Origin of the sequence: Desulfosarcina sp., from assembly GCF_033791525.1 — a bacterium.
In the GTDB taxonomy this organism is placed as follows: Bacteria; Desulfobacterota; Desulfobacteria; order Desulfobacterales; family Desulfosarcinaceae; genus Desulfosarcina.
The window spans coordinates 1-18,877 of record NZ_JASJGN010000269.1; the positions used below are offsets into that span (position 1 = coordinate 1).

Annotated in this window: 15 protein-coding genes; 9 read left to right on the forward strand and 6 right to left on the reverse strand. The window is 51.4% G+C overall.

Annotated elements, in window-relative coordinates; all coding sequences use genetic code 11:
- Window positions 1–417 precede the first annotated feature (417 nt).
- Together ahbC and QNK41_RS13500 are read right to left on the reverse strand one after the other, a co-directional pair.
- The gene (ahbC, locus tag QNK41_RS13495) at window positions 418–1,605 is read right to left on the reverse strand and encodes a 12,18-didecarboxysiroheme deacetylase (RefSeq protein WP_319257779.1); all 1,188 of its coding nucleotides are present in this window, start codon (window positions 1,603–1,605) and stop codon (window positions 418–420) included.
- Between the two features lie 6 nt (window positions 1,606–1,611).
- Window positions 1,612–3,399 (reverse strand): AAA family ATPase, encoded by a 1,788-nt coding sequence (locus tag QNK41_RS13500; RefSeq protein WP_319257782.1) that lies wholly within the window; start codon window positions 3,397–3,399, stop codon window positions 1,612–1,614.
- A gap of 440 nt (window positions 3,400–3,839) precedes the next feature.
- Here QNK41_RS13500 and QNK41_RS13505 point away from each other — a divergent pair, with 440 nt between their 5' ends.
- Window positions 3,840–4,814: a PHP domain-containing protein gene (locus QNK41_RS13505; protein ID WP_319257784.1), complete on the forward strand. Its 975-nt coding sequence runs from the start codon at window positions 3,840–3,842 to the stop codon at window positions 4,812–4,814.
- 96 nt (window positions 4,815–4,910) lie between these two features.
- Here the strand turns inward: QNK41_RS13505 and QNK41_RS13510 are convergent, their stop codons facing one another.
- Complete coding sequence (locus QNK41_RS13510; RefSeq protein ID WP_319257786.1) at window positions 4,911–6,911, reverse strand: AsmA family protein; 2,001 nt, start codon at window positions 6,909–6,911, stop codon at window positions 4,911–4,913.
- 238 nt (window positions 6,912–7,149) lie between these two features.
- Between QNK41_RS13510 and QNK41_RS13515 the strand changes: the two genes are divergently transcribed.
- Complete coding sequence (locus QNK41_RS13515) at window positions 7,150–7,362, forward strand: hypothetical protein (RefSeq protein ID WP_319257789.1); 213 nt, start codon at window positions 7,150–7,152, stop codon at window positions 7,360–7,362.
- Window positions 7,363–7,623: 261 nt separating this feature from the next.
- On the opposite strand, the gene QNK41_RS13520 is transcribed toward QNK41_RS13515, so the two are convergent.
- Window positions 7,624–8,484: an urea carboxylase-associated family protein gene (locus QNK41_RS13520; protein ID WP_319257791.1), complete on the reverse strand. Its 861-nt coding sequence runs from the start codon at window positions 8,482–8,484 to the stop codon at window positions 7,624–7,626.
- Window positions 8,485–9,113: 629 nt separating this feature from the next.
- Between QNK41_RS13520 and QNK41_RS13525 the strand changes: the two genes are divergently transcribed.
- Together QNK41_RS13525 and QNK41_RS13530 are read left to right on the forward strand one after the other, a co-directional pair.
- Window positions 9,114–10,313: an MFS transporter gene (locus tag QNK41_RS13525; protein WP_319257793.1), complete on the forward strand. Its 1,200-nt coding sequence runs from the start codon at window positions 9,114–9,116 to the stop codon at window positions 10,311–10,313.
- 153 nt (window positions 10,314–10,466) lie between these two features.
- A complete protein-coding gene (locus QNK41_RS13530; protein ID WP_319257795.1) occupies window positions 10,467–11,102 on the forward strand; it encodes a hypothetical protein in 636 nt (211 codons plus the stop codon).
- 141 nt (window positions 11,103–11,243) lie between these two features.
- Here the strand turns inward: QNK41_RS13530 and QNK41_RS13535 are convergent, their stop codons facing one another.
- Both QNK41_RS13535 and QNK41_RS13540 read right to left on the reverse strand, forming a co-directional pair.
- Window positions 11,244–12,026, reverse strand: a complete 783-nt coding sequence (locus tag QNK41_RS13535) for an aspartate/glutamate racemase family protein (RefSeq protein ID WP_319257797.1) — start codon at window positions 12,024–12,026, stop codon at window positions 11,244–11,246.
- Window positions 12,027–12,069: 43 nt separating this feature from the next.
- Window positions 12,070–13,503, reverse strand: a complete 1,434-nt coding sequence (locus QNK41_RS13540; RefSeq protein WP_319257799.1) for a trimethylamine methyltransferase family protein — start codon at window positions 13,501–13,503, stop codon at window positions 12,070–12,072.
- 259 nt (window positions 13,504–13,762) lie between these two features.
- Here QNK41_RS13540 and QNK41_RS13545 point away from each other — a divergent pair, with 259 nt between their 5' ends.
- The 5 genes from QNK41_RS13545 to QNK41_RS13565 all read left to right on the forward strand — a co-directional run bounded on the left by QNK41_RS13545 (window position 13,763) and on the right by QNK41_RS13565 (window position 18,667).
- The gene (locus QNK41_RS13545) at window positions 13,763–14,476 is read left to right on the forward strand and encodes a phage major capsid protein (RefSeq protein WP_319257801.1); all 714 of its coding nucleotides are present in this window, start codon (window positions 13,763–13,765) and stop codon (window positions 14,474–14,476) included.
- A 665-nt stretch (window positions 14,477–15,141) separates the two neighbouring features.
- Window positions 15,142–15,432, forward strand: coding sequence for a DUF1330 domain-containing protein (locus tag QNK41_RS13550; RefSeq protein ID WP_319257803.1), 291 nt, complete (start codon window positions 15,142–15,144; stop codon window positions 15,430–15,432).
- A gap of 509 nt (window positions 15,433–15,941) precedes the next feature.
- Window positions 15,942–16,463 carry an OsmC family protein gene (locus tag QNK41_RS13555; protein WP_319257805.1) on the forward strand — a complete coding sequence of 174 codons (522 nt, stop codon included), beginning with the start codon at window positions 15,942–15,944 and terminating at the stop codon, window positions 16,461–16,463.
- A 465-nt stretch (window positions 16,464–16,928) separates the two neighbouring features.
- Complete coding sequence (locus QNK41_RS13560) at window positions 16,929–17,867, forward strand: homocysteine S-methyltransferase family protein (RefSeq protein WP_319257807.1); 939 nt, start codon at window positions 16,929–16,931, stop codon at window positions 17,865–17,867.
- A gap of 368 nt (window positions 17,868–18,235) precedes the next feature.
- Window positions 18,236–18,667 (forward strand): ParB N-terminal domain-containing protein, encoded by a 432-nt coding sequence (locus tag QNK41_RS13565; RefSeq protein ID WP_319257809.1) that lies wholly within the window; start codon window positions 18,236–18,238, stop codon window positions 18,665–18,667.
- The last annotated feature ends 210 nt before the right edge of the window (window positions 18,668–18,877 follow it).

An 18,877-nucleotide genomic window follows, 5' to 3' on the forward strand; every position in this document is an offset into this window, starting at 1 on the left:
AGAAGTCCGATATCTGCGTTACGCTTCATCCCTCGTCACTGCGGAGTACCGTAAGTACACCTCATTCCTCGGGATTTGCAAGCCTTGATCTCGAACTTTTTACGAATCCGTCGGAAATTAGACTTTTTACGAGTTCATCAAATCTTAAATAACAAATCTCAAATAAATTCCAAATTACAATATCCAAATCTCAAAAAAGGGCAAAAACCAACAGTTGATTGTCATTTAGATTTCTCAGATATTGATGAATGAAATACCCTTGCTTCAAGATCATGAGGTTTGGGATTTTGAATTTGACTATTGTGATTTACTTGTCATTTGGTTTTTGGCCATTGTATTTTTTTCTTTTGTTTTCTGACATAAAAAACACGAATCTCAGGATTAGCTACGAACACCTGACAATGAGTGAACAGCCAATCATATGGTTTGGGCAATCTCCTCATCGGTGAGATAGCAGGCCGGGTCCGGTGCCCACACATCATCGTGGATCGCCTCGGCGCGCACCCGGAAGTTGCCGCCGCAGACATCCAGCCACGCGCAGGTGGAGCAGCGGCCCTTCACGTGGATCTTTTTTTCCTTGAGTTTTAACAGCAGGTCATCTTCCGGCTGGGTCCAGATCTGGGAAAAAGGGCGCTGGCGGACGTTGCCGAAGCTGTGGTGTCGCCAGAACTGGTCGGCATACACCTCGCCGTCCCAGCTAACGCAGCCGATGCCGCGGCCGGAGTTGTTGCCCTCATTCATTTTCAGTAGTTCGAGAACCTCGGCAGCCCGTTCAGGATCTTCCTTGAGAAGCCGCAGGTAGAGGTAGGGCCCGTCGGCGTGGTTGTCCACCGTGAGCACCTCCTTGGCGATGCCCTTGTCGTGAAGGGCTTTGGTCCGGTCGATGATCAAGTCGACGGCCCGACGGGTGCCTTCCAGGCTGAGGTCCTCTTCCACCATTTTGGATCCCCGGCCGGCGTAGACCAGATGGTAAAAGCAGACCCGGGGGATGTCCATCTCCTCCAAGAGATCGAAGATGGCCGGGATATCACCCACATTGAACTTGTTGACGGTGAACCGCAAGCCCACTTTGATGCCCGCGTCCTGGCTGTTGCGGATGCCTTCCAGTGCCTTGTCATAGGCACCGGGCACGCCCCTGAACTTGTCGTTGATTCCCTGCATGCCGTCCAGGCTGATGCCCACGTAGGAAAGGCCGATGGATTTGAGCGTTTTGGCCAGGCCGGGGGTGATCAGGGTGCCGTTGGTGGAAATCACCGCGCGCATGCCTTTATCGACGGCGTAGGCGGCCAGTTCGGGAAGATCTTTCCTGACCAGGGGCTCACCGCCGGAGAACAGCATCACCGGGGCGCCGAACTGGACCAGATCATCGATCAGCAGTTTCCCTTCGTGGGTGGAGAGCTCGTTGGGCAAGGATTCTTCCGTGGCCTGGGCATAGCAGTGAACACATTTGAGATTGCATTTGCGGGTCACATTCCATACGACCACCGGCCGTTTATCCTTGGAAAACTGCAGCAGGTGGGAGGGCAAGGTGGATGACTGGCGGCCATATCGCAGGGCATCAGACGGCTCAACGGTTCCGCAGTACAGCTTGGATATTCCGATCATAAGGAGTCAGCCTTTCAGCAGATTGTCGGGTTCCGGGGAGAGTTGGAGACGATCATCACCGGTTTGTCTGAGAAGGCCAGCGATGTAGATGTCCGGTTTTTCCAGCGCCTCCCGGGTGATAAAAAAGCGAGTCCGTCCTGTTTTTTCACGAACCAGCTTCAGACCATGTTCGAAATCAGCGGTCAGCTTACGGTAATAGGCTTCCGGCGTGCCTCGGGCTCCGAAGCATTGCCCGATGATGTGATCGATGGCCTCTTCTTCCAAGACAATGTTAATACCATGATGTTTGATAAAGTAAAGTTCTATGGTCTTGGTCTCTTCGTAGTAGGATTTAATCTTTTTAAGCACTTTTTCAATGTCGGTCACCAGGCGGCAGTATGCCTTGGCGGCCAGTTCAATGCGTGAATCCGTCAGTTGGATACCGTATTTTTCCCCAAAGGTTTTCCGGTTTGCCGTTACGTAGTCTACAATGCGTTGACACTCTTCTGCAGCCAGTTGATTAAACACCTGTCTGAATGCCTCGTCTTCGGGCCGCTCAAGCAGTTTGTCCAGGCTCTCGTGCGGTCGATCGATCACCTGGCGGGTAGCGGCAAACCGGGTGATGGTGGTGGAGGGCAGGGTTTTTTCAAAAGGCAACAGGGCACTCTCCACGGCGCTGACCAATCCGCGTGCGCCGGTATTTTCATCATAGGCACGTCGGGCCAACTCCGCCAATGCACCGGCCTGAAACTTGATATCGATGCCGTAGGCGGCAAAATCCAGCTTTTTACCCAGAATGATGGGGTTGTTGGGATTTTCAAGGATGTCGCGAAGATCCAACTCCGTCAGCCGTTCGAATATCGTGCGTACGGGAAGCCGGCCGACAAACTCGGATTCAAACCCGTACTCGACGAGATCTTCCGATTTTAACTGGGTCAGGATGTCACCCTCCTGGGACGGGTCGGAAAAGGTGGCCCCGAAACCGATTTTCTGGTCGGCGATGCGCCGGGAAATAATTTTGTCGATACCGGAAAAGGCGCCGCTCATGATAAACAGAATGTGTTTGGTGTTGATGCTGCTTTTTTCTTTTTTACCGGTTTTTCTGAAGCGGTCGATCTCCTGCAGCATGGATACCGGATCGTGGGGGACTTTCAGATCCACATCGGTCTCCTCCATGGGTTTGAGAAGCGCCCGCTGGACACCGGTACGGGAAACATCGGCGCCGATCAGATTGCGGCTGGAGGCGATTTTGTCGATTTCATCGATATAGATGATTCCATGCTGGGCCAGCTCAAGATCCCCGTCGGCCTCCTTGACCAGGTCTCGAACCAGATCCTCCACATCACCGCCGACATATCCCGTCTCGCTGAATTTGGTGGCGTCGCCTTTGACAAACGGCACACCGATTTTCTTGGCGATAAGCCGCACCATGTAGGTCTTGCCCACGCCGGTGGGACCGAGCATCAGCACGTTGTTTTTGATAATGCCGACCATGTCGATAAAGTCGTCTGGGGCGCTTTGAACATGCTTGATCCGGTTGAAGTGAGTGCAGATTTTGGTGGCCAGTGTGTCTTTGGCTGCCGTCTGCTTAACAATGTACTGGTCCAGATAAGCGACCAGATCCTTTGGCTTGAGATCGAAAATAATCGTTTTACGATTTTTCGGTGGCGGCTCACCTTCATCGCTGCTGGCAGCCTGGGGCATGACGATGGGCGTTGCCAGTTTCACGCTGCCACCGAATTTTTTGGCCAGGAAATCACCCAGCTCCTTCTCTAATTCTTTGGGGTCGGGAATTTTTTCGTTGTATTCGCTCATGGTCAACTCGTATTTGGTTCACGTTCAGGCGGCTTGGTAAGCAGTTCACACTCGAGGCACGCCATTTCCCAGCAATGTAGAGAACTGATCCCCGTTGCAGGAAAAAGGCAAGCCGACCATTACATACAGTGGGTTTTATAGGAAGCCGCCACTCTCAATGGGTGAGTATAAGCACCTGGCCCGGTAAATTCAAGTTTGTCCAAGGGGAAAGGAAGCACGGGGAAACCGTTGATAGAAAAACAGCTGCCCAAGGATGATTTCTACTTTAGAATTCTGATCAACCACCGATATTCAAGTCTGGTTGGTAAGCCAACCGGCGCTGGGCGAAAACACTGTTTAAACCTGACAATGAAAATAAATGTTGACACAGGATGCAGGTAGATTAGCTTTACTGGTTGGAACATTCACCTAAAGCAGACATCGCTGCTCGAACAGGATATATGGAAAATTTCAATCGAATTCAATTTGAGGCTCCCGATCTGACTGCGCTTTCCAGCTGCAATACCGTGGTTGATCTTCATTTCCATTCCCGCTTTTCAGACGGTGCCGATACCGTGGATGATATTGCCCAACGGGCCCGGCAATTGGGGGTCGGTATTGCCATTACCGACCACAATGCCATTGAAGGGGCCGTCGAACTCGACGGTCGTGACGATGTGTTCAGCATTCCCGGCATCGAAGTCACCTCGCTTGAAGGGACTCACGTGCTGGTTTATTTTTATCGTATCGATGACCTCAAGGACTTTTATGCCGCCGATGTCAAGCCTTATATGGGACCAACGGTTATGTCATCCGTCGAACTGGATGTGGAATCCATCGTTCGGCGTGCCAGGAAATACAATAGTGTCGTCATCTTCCCGCATCCATACTCAGCCGCCTTCACCGGCATCTGCAACCACAGCTATTCAGAAGCGCAGCTGGACCGTCTGCTCCGGATGGCCGATGGTGTGGAAGTGATCAATTCAGAGAATCTGAAGCGCTGGAATCTGAAAAGTGCCCTGCTGGGATTTAACCTGAACCGTGCCATTACCGGCGGTAGCGACGGTCACAGCCTCCAGGAAATGGGTCGTGTGGTCACCTATGCCGCGTGTTCCCGCAATCGAAAAGCCTTTTTGGATGCCGTGAACCGCAAAGAGGCCAAGGTGATGGGGACCGAGTCGAAACTGTTGAAAAAAATCCAGTCCAACGGCGCCAAACTCAAAAATAGCATAAGTAATTATCCAGATATGGTGGAAAAGAATATCCGTTTCGGCAAAAGCGCGCTCCGATTCCGAACCCGTAAAGTAGCTGAACATATCTGGCAACGGATCAACGATAAGCACCTGAAAAAAGCTTTCTATTTCGTCGCCGGGTTGACTTTTCTAAAGATCAACTACAATGCCCTGCCGTTGATCATTTTCTCCCTGATCACCTGAACTGAACCGGACGACAGCCGGTCCTCGGGTTTTCCGTCCGGCATAGTCTGGTGATGCTTCAATATAGTGAGGCGGGTACCGGGTTAATCGGATCGTTTACTGGTTGCCGAACCCCTTCAACAGGCCTTTCACGCCTTCCTGCATCATCTTATTTGTCTCTTCTTTCGAAGGCACCATTTTTTTCAAAGCCTCTTTGTCCAAGGGCTGGTTGAGTTGTTGATTCAGCATAGCTTTGAGATCCGGCGTGAATGTGGGGGAGGCAAAGCTGCCCGCCACCATCACCGGTACCTGAATTCCTGTGCGCTTGGCCGTGTCACCCTGGCCCTGGATCGTGCCGACAAATTTAGGTTCAACGCGAAAATCCAGGGTTTCCTTGGCCAGATCGGCCTTGCCGGTTACCAGCACACGCAACAGGGGAGAGACCAGCCTGGTGGCATCGGTTTTAAACAATCCGCTGGTGATCGCAAATGGCAACTGCAGTTCAGCGAAGTCGGTGCGTGGTTTTTCCGATGGCTGTTGGGCCAGACCGACGGCAGTCTGCACGTTGCGCACCATCGACGCCAGGTCGATGCCGACAATAGCACCGTCAGTGAACCGCAGGTCGCCTTTTCCGCCCAGTGTCTGACGAATCAAATCGGGAGCATCACCGGTAAAATTCAAACCGATTTCGGCGGCCATTGCGCCTTCGATCAGTTCTTTAGCCATCACATCCTTGATCAACGGGCCGGCCTGGATGCCCTTAAGCGCCAGTTCCATGGCGGTTGTGGGTTTATCCTTCTGAACATTGAGCGTGCCGGTACCGGCAAGGTTGCCCTGGTAAAGGTCGATTTTGAGCGGATCCAACTGGAAGACGCCATTGCGGGCGCTGACGCGGATCTCGAGGTTCTGCATGCGGGCTTTTTGGACTTTCAATTCACCGGCCTTGAAGCGTGCATCCATCACCAGGCGGCGCAGCGGGGTGTAATCGGTTTTTTTCGCTGCCGGGTCTGCCGCCGGTTTATCGGCGGAATCCGTGCCGGCCTTGTCCTTGGTGGGCGGCGGCAGGTAGCGATCCAGATCGATGCTGTCAAGATTCAGGTCCGCCTTGAGGTTGGGTTTGTCGAACTCACTGGCCTGAGCGGAAAAGGTGGCCTGGGAGTCGTCCAGTTTTAATTTGCCGTCGGACACGACAATGTTTTCCGGGGTACCCTTGAGCTTGAGTGACACGGCAACGGCGTTAAGCACCTTGGGGTCAGCCGGTTCAACGGGCAGTTTCTGGCCCAGTTGGTCCATTATTTTACGGGGCGAAAAGTCGGCCACATTGACGGCAAAATCGAATTTTATCGGCGCCGCGGACGGGTCGATACGGCCGCTCAGTGTGACGTCCAGTTCGTTGAGCAGCTTAAGGGCCAATTCCACCGGGAAGGGGCTTTTCCCGGGTTGAGCCCCCACCGGGCCGATGGTGCCGTCGAGTTTAAGCGGCTTCTGGTCCGCCAGTGCCGAAAAAGCCACCCCGATGGGCTTGTCAAAGGAGATGTCCGTTAACACCAGGTCGATGTCTTTGACCTCTTTGCGCACACCAGCGGCCTGGTCCAGCCATACGATCAGGCCGTTGGTGATGGCAAATTCTCCCACCAGCAATCCCTTGATGGGCAGTTCACCGGTTGACGACGGTGCCGACTTTTCCTTTGCTGTCACTGCCGGCTTTTCCGTGGATTGACCCAGTCCTTCCCAGCCGCCTTTGCCGTCCTTGCGTTTTTCCAGCACAATTACCGGTTTGTTCACCACGAACCGTTTGACTTCGATGTTTCGAGAGAGCAGGGGCAGGAGCTTGACACGCACCTCAAAAGACTCCACTGAAACGAAATCTTTCTCCTTGAAACCGGAAGGATTGCCCAGGTGCAGGTCCGACAGGCGAACTCCAATCCAAGGGAAAAGGGACGGTTGCAGGTCGCCGCCCAGCTTGAAGGTTCGTCCGGTGGCCTTGGCGACCTGCTGCTCGATCTGCGGCTTGTATTTTTCGACGTCAATAACCATCGGCAGGACAATCACGGCGATGACGATCAACGCCACCAGTGAACCGGCAATAACAAGAATCCATTTTACGGCTTTGTTCATGGTAAGCCTCCTCCTTTTTGACCTGGATCTGGGTTGTCTTTGTTGAAACCTAAGTACGCCTGGATAGATGTAAAGCCCGGCGACGAAGGTTATTCAGGCGGATAGGATACAAGTAAATGATATTATATAAACATGTTGCTTTCCTATCTGTCTTGACAAACCAGTCGCCATTTGAGATATTCATCCATCTTAAATGTAATTTTTTATCCATCACCATCATCGCGCACTGGAGGAGAAAATGAGGCCAGGAGAAAAATTAAGCAAATCATCGGAAGAGCTGGCAGACTTGATCCATAAGGCAATTGCTGACTGCGAATTAACCAGCTCCGAATACGATGCCATCATGAAGGTTGCCAATGAAGACCAACACATCGATCGCCAGGAACAAAATCTTCTCAATCAGCTACAATCGCTATTGGCAAATGGCACCGTAAAGCGCGTTAAGGGTTGATGACGACCAAGCGCCAACGGTAAAAAAGAAACGTTGATCGTTTTTGCGGTTGAAGACAGAATCCCACGGGTTTGCCTGTGGACAAATGAACATCTCCTCTAAAAAGAAGCTTGGAAAACGGGTGCAGACCTTTTCCAGGCTTTTCTTTTTGGTGAATTGTGCCTGGGCTTCCCCAGAAAATGAGGAGAGGGACCCGCAACCGACTGCCGCTAAATACTGTTTTGTGAGTAGATAGGGTGTTGAAAAACGTCTTATAGACCCTCACACCCCGTGGCTGCGCGAATAGGCTGACGGCGTGGGGGGCGCCCAGCCCTCCAAAGCTTTGGGGTCGGGGCGATGGACCTCGATTTTCAGCGGGTAACAGGCCGCCGAATCACTGGAATGCTCCGTGCTGCAATCGCCGCCAGGGCAGGTCGACAGCGCACCCAGAAGGTCGATCTCGGCGAAGCATTCGAGATAATCACCGGGGCGCACCGGGCTGGCCTTCATAAAATACTGATGCGTGTCATGGGTGAAACCCGTGCACATGAAAACGTTGAGGACATCATGCACATGGGCCTCGGCCTGATGCAGCGACAGGCCGGTTTCGGCGGCCAGGGCACGGGTCAGGTTTGAATGGCAGCAATGGTGATAGTCCTGTCCGCTCAGCAGCCGGCTGGTATAGGGATCGCAGCGGGTGCCGATCACGTCATGCACACTGCCGCCATCCGCATCGAAGCCGTACCAATCGAGTGTGTCATGGGTGACTGTCGCCATCGGCCGCATCTGGGGGAAACCGCTCCACATCCGGTCACCGCTGCTCAGATGGGTGCCATGCAGCGCGCGGGTCTTGCCGCTGTAAAACCGTTCCGACAGATCCTTTGCCGCCCAGAGATTCAGATCGCCCACCTGTGGTCCCTCCACGCTGACGATGCGGAAAAAATGACCTGCAGGAACGCGAAAGGTCCTGGCATCGCGTGGCTGCACAACCACCGCGTCCGTCAATTCCATCGTTTGGCGTGCGGCGGCATAGGCGGCCATGTCCGGCGGAGGGAGCGTTTCGACCGGGTAGCAGATCACGGGGTTGATCGCCCTGCGGGCCTCGGCATCAGCTGGCGGTTGGCATTGGGGGGTGCGTTTCATCGGCAACCTTTCCGGCAATAGGCGGTGCAACTATCGTTGTTTAAGACCATTTTAGAAATGATACTAAATAAATTTAAATGTGATGTCAATTAGTTGTCGTGTATCGACTCCGACCTCGCTAACTATCCGTGTCCATCCAGAAATAGGCAAATTAATCATTTATGGATGGGCACTACCTATAATGAGAAAGGACCTGATCAAGTCCCCCGTCTCTGGTTTCGTTGCATCCTGATCAAGGTTGACGGAATCGTAAAAAGCCCGATCCGCCTGAGGCGGATAAATATCTGCGTTACGCTTCATCCTTCGTCACTGCGGCGTACCGTAAGTACGCCTCATTCCTTAAGGATTAGCAAGCCTTGATCTCGGGCTTTTTAGGATTCCGTCGGAAATGCGACTTTTTACGAGTTCATCAAGGTTAAAGCCATTCATAAAGGGTGACCCGTAACGCGAGTGAGTGAACACGAGGCGATAGCCGGCCTGATCCACAATCTGCCATGAAGGTTATTTGCTTGCGTAGCATTTCCAATCCGGTGACCGTAGAAATAGACCGATGTTTGCCCAAATGTCGGCATCATGCTAAACATTCTGATTCGGTAATACACAGTTGGTTTATTGATCGAGGAGTCCGCATGCCGGTAAAACCCCCCAGACCATTAATTCTGATTGCCAGCGCCTGCGCCATTTTCTGGCCGGGCGCGTTTATTTTCGGCCTCCCCGGTGTCCTGCGCCAGCACTGGCAGCAGGCATTCGACGCCGACGGTGCGGCAATCGGCGGGACGGTGTTTTTCCTTCTCACCGGTGCTACCTGCTTCATGTACCTGTGTGGGCGCCTGCAGGAGAAATACCGTCCGGGGCGGCTGGCTGCTTTCGGATCCGTGATGGGCGGCGGCAGCGTCATCTGGCTGAGTCAGGCCGGAAACATGATCGACGTCAACGTCTGGGCGTTTGCCGTCGGCGCCGCGTCGGCCTTTGTCTACCTCCCGGGACTGACGGTGGTCCAGCGCTGGTATCCCGAACGGCGCGGCCTGGTTGCCGGTTTTTTCAATATGGCCTTCGGATTGTCGGCGGCGGTGATGTCCCCGATTTTCTCCATCCTCTTATCGAAATGGGGATATGAAACGTTGACCCTGACTGCAGGCTGTGCAGCGCTGACCATCGGCCTGGCCGCTTCCACCCTGATCCGGTTTCCGGAGAACGATCCGTCGGCGCCGGAAACCAGTGCGCCATTTGCACCCAGCGGACGCTCGGTCAAAGAAGCCCTGAAAAGCCGCGAGTTCTGGTGCCTCTGGCTGACCTGGGTGTTCGCCGGTGCCGCCGGGGCCAGCATGATCGTTCTGGCCACCGGGTTTGGCCTAAACCGCGGCCTGAATCTGGCCCAGGCCGTCGTCCTGCTCACGGCGTTCAACCTGACCAACGGCTGCGGCCGGTTGATCAGCGGTTATTTTTCGGACAGGGTCGGCCGATCCCGCATCATGGCGATGAGCTTTGCCGGCGCAGGCCTCGCCTATCTGATCATGCCCCATCTGGTTGGCCTGTGGCTGTGGGCCGCACTGGCGGCGGTCATCGGCTTTGCCTTCGGGACCCTGTTTGCGGTCTCCGGCCCGTTGGCCGGCGACTGCTTCGGTATGGCGCACTTCGGGGCCATCTTCGGGCTGGTGTTCACCGCTTACGGCTTTGTGGCCGGGCCGCTCGGTCCATGGCTCAGCGGCCATATTCTGGATGTCACCCAGGGCAACTACACCCTGGTGTTTTCTTACCTGGGCCTGATGTATCTGGGGGCGGCAGGGCTGATCATGCTGGTCCAGCCGTGGCGGGAGTGTCGACTGTAGCGACTTACCCTCGGCTGAACGAAGGGGGTTTCAACGTTCCCTCGCCCCTGTGGGGGGAGGGACAGGGTGAGGGGATTGGCTATACGGTAACGGCCGCCGGCCTTTGACCTGCTTGATCGAAAATGTAACCTGGAGCAAGCACAGGCCTACGCAATGGATGTGAATTCGATTCTCGAATCGACTGAACCCTCGCGCTTGATCATCGAGACGCGCAAACGGGATGACATCGTTGTCGGTGTGCCCCACCATGCCCCGGCAGGCACACCTCACTTACCTTGTGCGGAGCATAGCGATTCGGACGAAAATACCGGCTTTGTGGGTCGATATCTTGCCGACCGGCTCGACTGCTGCAGTGTCATCGCAGGTAACTACACCATCGATGCAAACAAACACCTGCACAGCGACTACACGATGCAGATCGTAAAATGGCGCCCCAGGGTTCTGGTCGAAATCCACGGGCACGGAAAGGTCCGATCTAAATACGATGTCGAGATCTCCTGCGGGTCAGCGACGTTCAGCACCTATTCCGAGGATTTGGCCACTGCAGTCAATTGCAGACGCGCAGCGGATGCAGACCTTGCGGACGTGTCGGTTTGCGGCCGTTTTGCCGACATTTACTTCAAGGCGACAAAGACGCTGACGATTACCGACGCACGGTGGCTGGCCTACCACATTGAACTGTCACCCCTGCTGAGGAAACCCCAAAAGGGGCAGACAGGCAGGCCGACCGCGCTTGCTTACCGATTTTTCGATCATCTGGCCGCCGCGCTGAATGAGAAGCATGGATGAAGGCAGTCAAACCCCCAGTTACATATGCGCTATTTCAAATTATATTCACCATCATGTGTTGTCCCTAAACTTCCCCATCTGGCGGAGCATGAGGTGAATGGAAGACTCTTTAAGATTTTCCTGCCTTCGTCTATCATGCTGCTAAACATGTCCGTAATAATCACGGTGTACGGTAATCGAATATGCAAAATCCATAAGCGTTCCCCAACTGAAAATCGGAATGCCAATTTCCCGCTGCAAGGCCCTTGCAAAAGGCGGAAAGCCCGTGCACTCAAGTACCATGGCTCCCATGTTCGGATGATCTTTGAAAAAACGTAAGCCTACACGCACGAATGCTTTTTCCGATTGTTGATAATCCGCATGGGGGACTGCCGGTCGAATCCCCTCGGTCCATAGGTTGTCGAATTCGGGGCATTCACCCGAATCCATTGCACCACCGATCACGTAATTGCTGCCAAGCGCTACCCCGACATCGGTCAGGTGTTTGTCCAGGAGCATCTCCTTGGCGGACATGAGAATCCCCACAACCCTTCCGGGGCCAATCAAAGATTGCGCCCATGGGATCTGCAACAGGCTGGACATAAAAACCGGGACTTCCATCCGGGCTGCAATCTCTTTCTGGAAATAAGCAAAATAGCCGCATTCGGCGAGAATCGCCCGGCAGCCCATTTTTTCAAGCTTTCCGGCCGCTTTCAAAACCGTTTCAAGGTGCTGATGTTTATCCTCGTCCAAAACCAGTTTTTGGATATCGAGGCCTTCAGCCACTTCGTACTGTATGGGATAGGGAAACGCACTGGGATTGCGTACATCTCCTGGAAATCCGGGATAGGTCTCATCCAACAGCACAATTCCCAAGCCAGTCCCGTAGCAATATTTTTTTCTGCCCTTGATCCGGCTAACCCCAATATCTCTGGAAAGGTACATATTTTTCCCTCCATCTTCCGGTATAAAGTCGTTGGTTGCCGAATTACGCGGCGTGGCTGGCCTTCACGACTGCCGCTAAAACTTTCTCCGGCACCCCTTGTGTGGTCATATATGCATCGAACCGGTTAAGGACTTCGTCAGGCAGATATGGACACCGATACTGCATCTCTATATCTGCCAAGGCATTGCGGATGTTTTCCGTCAGCCTGTTCGCATAGTCTTTCGGGTCGACGGCGGTGCTCGGAGACAGCCCCGATAAAAATGGAACGGTTCGACAGCGCGCCAGGGTATGCTTTTTAGTCAGGTATTGCCCGCCTGGCCCCGTTTCCCGAATTACATCCAAAGTGAAATCGTCATCGGTAAACGCTGAGGCTTCGATGCTTCTGGTAACCATGCGGATGATTTCCAGGTCAATAATGAACTGCTCGTAGCTGAAAGCGGAAAAACCAGCTAAGACACCCGCTGCATGGATGGACAGGCTGGTTCTCCTTTTATAGTCATTTTGCAAAGTGAACATCGCTTCACATCCGCTTTGTGCGGATACCTGCCCCGCGTCGGTCACGGACCCAATGCCGCGGTTGGGCAAATGGTATCTCTCGGCTAAGCCGGCAGCCAAATCGGCAAAAGTAAACCGAGCTGGAGACGCGAGAGAAAGACCACCGGTGCGCATATCCGCGGGAGCCCCCAGACAACCGAAAACGATCGGCAGCCCCGGCGACAGATATTGTGCCGTACAGAAAGCAGCCAGGAATTCTGAATTGGCCTGAATCATGCTGCCAATCGTGGTTATGGGTGAGGTGGTGCCGAACATGACACCAGGGGTGATTAGAAGCGCTTGATGATATTCCGCACAGACTTTCAGCGTGGTCAGTGCCTGGGCATCCATTTGCAGAGGGCTCAATGTATTGATCAGGAAGAGGAAATGTGGTGAGCGTTTGAACGCTTTTTCACCGCCAAATAAAATACTGCCGAGTTGCATCATGCGACGAACCTGGATCTCGCCATCCTGAACACCCATTAACGGCTTGTCGCTAAGGCACATGGCGGTGTAAATCATTACCAGGCTGGACAGTTGACCGCTCACATCCTCGGGCTGAACCAGCACGCCGCCATTTAAATTGAGCAACGGTGTACTATGAACCAGTTTGGCGATGCGGAGATAATCTGCCAGAGTGGCATTGCGGCGACGATTGTCCTCAGTCACCACATGCGATGCGCCGTAGGCTGGGGCCAGGCATTTGCTGTCGCCACCGATACGTACATCCTTTTCCGGGTTGCGCGCTTTGATCGTGAACGCCTCAGGAGCCATTGACAGGCAATCCATCACCTGCGCTTCGGTGAACCTGACCAGATCACCCGCCACATGAACCCCGCTTATCGCCAACCGTTCCACTATTTCAGGGCAATGAAAACGGACACCGACTGAATCGAGCAGCTCTATTGACAATCGGTGGATTCGATCCAGGATGGTTTCCATTGACGCATCTCCAGCGACTTATTCCGTCTGCGGCAAGACTGACAAGGGGGTATTTCGGGTGACATTTTTCGACAAGGGGTTAAATCGTGTTCATGCCATCCTCTCTGGTCGATGATCTCAACAATGGAGAATTCCGGAGCGCACCATCGCACTGATACTCACCGGACATGCCATGAAGTTAACTGAAAAGACAAGCAGAAAATGATGCACTACCTGCGTGTCGCAGATTGTGCACCATGTCCCTGAAAATCCCAGAGCCATGCAGCCTATCATTGGTGCCTCGAAGCAGCGTCTCAGATGGAAGTCGAGGTCGGTTGTATTGTGTTTGGTGGAGACAAGAATCCATCCTCATTGTTTTCGATGCGCTTGCCATTATGGTCTCCGCCTTGTAAATCGATCCGGTATCAATGACGGGCAGCTGGTTACCTCCTGCCTGGGCTATATCCATGGCCTGACCTGGGATAAAGTTTTTCGTACAGGCCAGGGAAACAAGAAACCCTTGGGCGTGTATACTGCATCAGATGAAGGCATTTCTACCAGCCGGGACGTTTCCACTGGAAACACAACCACCGGTATCAAGGCCGATGGTCAGATCGAGGCCAAAGCCGGTTTGCGTGAACCCTACCGGATAAAAGCAACGTGGATCTTTCACCCGGATGCAGTCAAGCAGATTCGCAAACGCAAAGACGGTGACGGTCAATACCCTTGGAGTCCCGGCATTGCCGAGGGTAAAACCATCCTTGGCTTGCCTTATGTGGCCAGTCAGTGCGCGCCTAACATGTTTTCCACTGGGATTTATGTGGCGATTATAGGCGATTTTCAGTATTATTGGATTGACGTTGCCTTGTTCATGCAGATCCATGTGTTCAATGAGTGGTATGCCGTAACCAATCAGATCGGCCGCATCGGCCGGGGAGAAATAGACGGAATGCCGGTACTTGAGAAAGCGCGTAGCCGCTTGACCTTGGCTTAACCACATTGTTTCAGAGGTGCTGGTTTTTACTTGTCAGTTCCACGCCTACTGGAGCAATCAACCGAACCATGGCCGCGGGTGTCCGGCCTCTCGCGCTGGGCGAATAACGTACGCTTTCAAAAATCTCCGACCTCGACGCCTCTTTGCGGCCGGGGCCTATACTATTGAACTGCGCTTTCTCTATCGAATGGACAACTGCAAGAGCCCATATCTGATATCGTCGACCGTCCTTTAAAATAGGCAGCGTCCAGCAGAAAATGTTTTGGCAGACTAATTCAACGTACCACTTGGATTTTTTATGGCAAACAATGGCATACAACGTAAATTGAAAGCCATCTTCAGCACTGACGTTCACGGTGACAGCAAATTGATGGGTTGAAAATCGACAGCAGCGCTTAATCAACGATCTGCTCAAGGCTGGAGTGCCAAAATAAATTCAATATATTGTTATCTTCTTTCAAGTATCTTTAATGAAGCAGCCCTTTCAAAATCACAGGTTTCTCCAACTGATCACCGGATTGGGCAATGACCGCTTTACAAAAACGATCTCAATTTATCTGTAGGGTGTATAGTCGAAGCCCGTATAGTCGGATGTTATTACACTCGTAATGAATCCAGAACCACACTATAACTTGTTATGTGTAAAAGAATCAGGAGGTTTCCATATGAGTGCATATCTTGTTGTTGACACCAAGATCAACAATCCAGAGGTATATGAAGAGTATAAAAAGCTTGCGAAACCCATCGCTGAAAAATACGGAGGTGTATATCGAGTTAGGGGTGGGGCGATGGATGTTAGGCAAACTGAGCTTTGGACGCCCACCAGGATTGTAATTATCGAATTTCCTGATGTTAAAAGCGCGCAGGCGTTTGTAGACTCAGAGGAATATGCTCCAGTAAAACCTATGCGTTTAAATAATGCCGAATGCACTTTATTTATCGTGGATGGGGGGTAAGGGCATATAATTCACACATTTCAAGGCGCTCCAAGTACCCGCTAAACGCTGCGGCTGAGCGCAGAGGTACGCTCCGGCGATAACTCCAACAACTTTGCAGATATCAACCTCGCCAATTTCCAACGATGATTGATAATAGTCACCACCGGGCAAACCTTGTAGCAATTACGACTCAGGTGGTACCATGGAGATGACCAAAGCGTATCGGTAAAATTACATAATATCTCAGTTACAAAGATGCTCTCAATATATCACCAGATCGGCAGATACCCTTCAGGTAACTTTCTCCCTGTAACTAACGAAACACTGAAATTTTTGAATTTCATTGATTTTTGATAAAAAAATTTTATCCGATGAAAAACTGGTATCGATTTATGAGTATATCCTAAAAACAAAAAGTGCGAAATTTCCCGTCTCATTTTCCACTTTTCACACTTAATACACCATTATGTGGAAAATTTTCCATGTATTGGCACTGTTGGGCATCACAACAAAGGAGATTTCAAAACATGCAACCAATTGTATTCGAAGCGCAAAAACCTCTTAGGGCACAGTATACGCAAGAACCAGAGCTGGCCATGGTTATAGACCATGCTAAGACATCCGGCGACATTGCTTCAGATCCTTTTCATTCAATGGTCGAACCTATGGATGGCTGCGGCGTTTCGGTGCCGGTTGGCGTTCATGCAGCGGTTGGCGGGAAACACGATGCTCCAACGCCTGGAGATCTGCTTTGCGCTGCGTTAGCGGCCTGCCAAGACTCGGCTATTCGGATGGTCGCAAACTTGATGAACATCGAACTCCTTGATTTGGTGGTCCGTGTAACGGCTACCGCAGATGTTCGTGGCACTTTGATGATGGATCGGAATGTGCCTGTTGGATTTCAGGCCATGAAATGCGAGGTAAAGATGAAGGTGAAGGAAGGAACTCCGCCGAGACAGTTAGAGCGCCTCCAGGTTGCCGCGAAAGAATGTTGCGTTGTTCAGCAAACTCTCAAGTCACCACCACCTGTTAAGACTACCTTTTTGTAGTGGATCTTCGATTTTGAAAGAATATATTGCCGTTTATGCATAACATGTCACTGGTGCCGACGCAAAGGGCGCGCCGCACAGTTCGGCGTTACCGATGCCTCCAACTGATCAGCAGTTTAGGCTATGACCGCGTAACAAAGATGATCTCAATCTATCTGTACTTCAATGATAGTTGGTTTTATAGCAAGATATCAAAACCCCCTCTCAATTACTTGACAAACAGTGTAATGCTCCTACGTTAACAAAGACATCACATAGTGGTCTATTGGCACCGATATCAATGATGTAGCGATTCAAGTGCAGACCCAATTTCTCAATAAGTGGCTCTCAATCGCCTAACAAACGCAAGCAGTTGGACAAACCCCTCTCTACGCTTACGGTTTGACGCTTATGCGGAGCGTTTAGCGGAGAATCCATAATCGCGGCCTATCGTCAGCCCGCATAAAAACAACAGGCGACAACAAAATGGCTAAATACCGAGATAATCTACCCCAGCTTGGAAATGATATATTTGCTTGCTATACCGGCATAGATACCGACCTTATTTACAATCGTGGAATCGATTTACCTGGTTTTGCCTCCTATCCACTGCTCTCAACTTTAGAAGGTAAAAATATACTTCGTGAGTACTACTCCAATCTGGTGGAATTGGCCCGGGAACAAAGTGTTAGTGTCATCCTTGACTCAGTGACCTGGGTAGCGAATCGAGATAGGGGCGCAGAACTTAGCTACTCACCCGATGATCTTAAAAGATTTAACATCGATGCGATTGGATTGATCACAAGTGTTCGAGAAGAAAAAGGTGACCTACCAACGGTTCTTTGTGGTCAGGTCGGACCTCGCGGCGATGGCTATGCACCTTCCGATCTAATGAGCACAGAGGAAGCAGAGAGTTACCACGCAGAGCAAATAGCAGTTTATTCCAATACCGAGGCCGACCTGGTAAGCGCATCTACGATTTGCTATGCCGAGGAAGCAGCAGGTGTCGTGCGTGCGGCACAGCGATATGACATGCCGGTCGCAATTTCATTTACCGTTGAAACAGATGGACGTTTACCAACGGGCATGCCACTTAAAGAAGCCATCGAAAAAGTTGATGCTGAATCGGATTGTCGAGCTTTATACTTTTTAGTCAACTGTGCACACCCGGACCATTTCACTGGTATCTTTAACGATGAACCATGGATGCATCGATTAAGGGGCGTAGTTGCCAACGCCTCCCGTTGCAGTCATGCCGAACTAGAGGTAGCCGAGGAACTCGACGAAGGCAACCAGGACGAGCTTGGTAAACTTGTCGGTGGCCTTCGCAAGCTGTATCCACATTTTAATATTGTTGGAGGTTGCTGCGGGACCGATATGCGACATATGAAGCGTATTCTCGAAGAAGCAAAGTCAGCTTACTAATTAAGTATGTTGGTTTTTAGATTAATGGCATTCATCAAAACCCACAGTGTGCCTTTTCCGCATAAATAGCACATGCAGGCGCACCTGGATTTCGCCAGGCCGTTGATTCGGAGCGCTACATATACCTCCAACTGATCACCAGTTTGGGCAATGACCGCGCAACACAGATGATCTCAATGTATCACCACACTGCCCCCCCAATCCTGTGTATGACTCCACTATAAATATAGTTAGTAATGCTCATATAGATGGAGATAGATTTTACTTTTTTTAGTTGCGTCTTGACAATGTGTAAATGATGCTAAAGCTACTACAATGTAGTAGCTTTAGCAATAAAGTAATTTCACAGGAGAACCAGGGGAGGGGCTATGGAGGCGACCTTGTGGATCATTGGAGCCGTGTCAGTTATTACGGTAAGCGGAGCTGTCATAGCCATAAAAGATAGACGTCGCCAGAAAGGGGATAGTATAGAGTGCCTTTTTGGGGAGGAACAAAAACCAAATTTTGATATTTTGGGAAATAGGGAGTTACGAACGGTTCCGGTAGCGAATATAATAGGGAGCATTGGTAGGTGTTTTGATTTTGACAGCAGCTTTAGTTTAAAAAAAAATTTACCTCTTGAAAGATTTTCAGAAATTAAAAGGATAATGAAAAAGTCACAACCATTGCCCCCTGTTACATTGTATCGAGTCAATAATAAATATTACGTCATGGATGGTCATCATCGGGTTTCAGCAGCAAAGTTTTTATGTCATGACGAAATTATTGCGAATGTCATAAATATTGAAATGAAACGATGAATAAAAATATGTGGCGGTGGACTAAAAAGATTTCACCCCCAGGGGGGACTGAAATAAAACTGGGTACAGCTCCAACGCATCAACGGTGTAGGGGGCTTCCGAAAAGTGGTGATACCACGCTGTCAATCGATGTTCTGACTCCCTTTTCAACTCTGTCAATTCAAGTATAGGTCAGGACAAACCACACTGCGACAACTCGAGTTTGCGCTT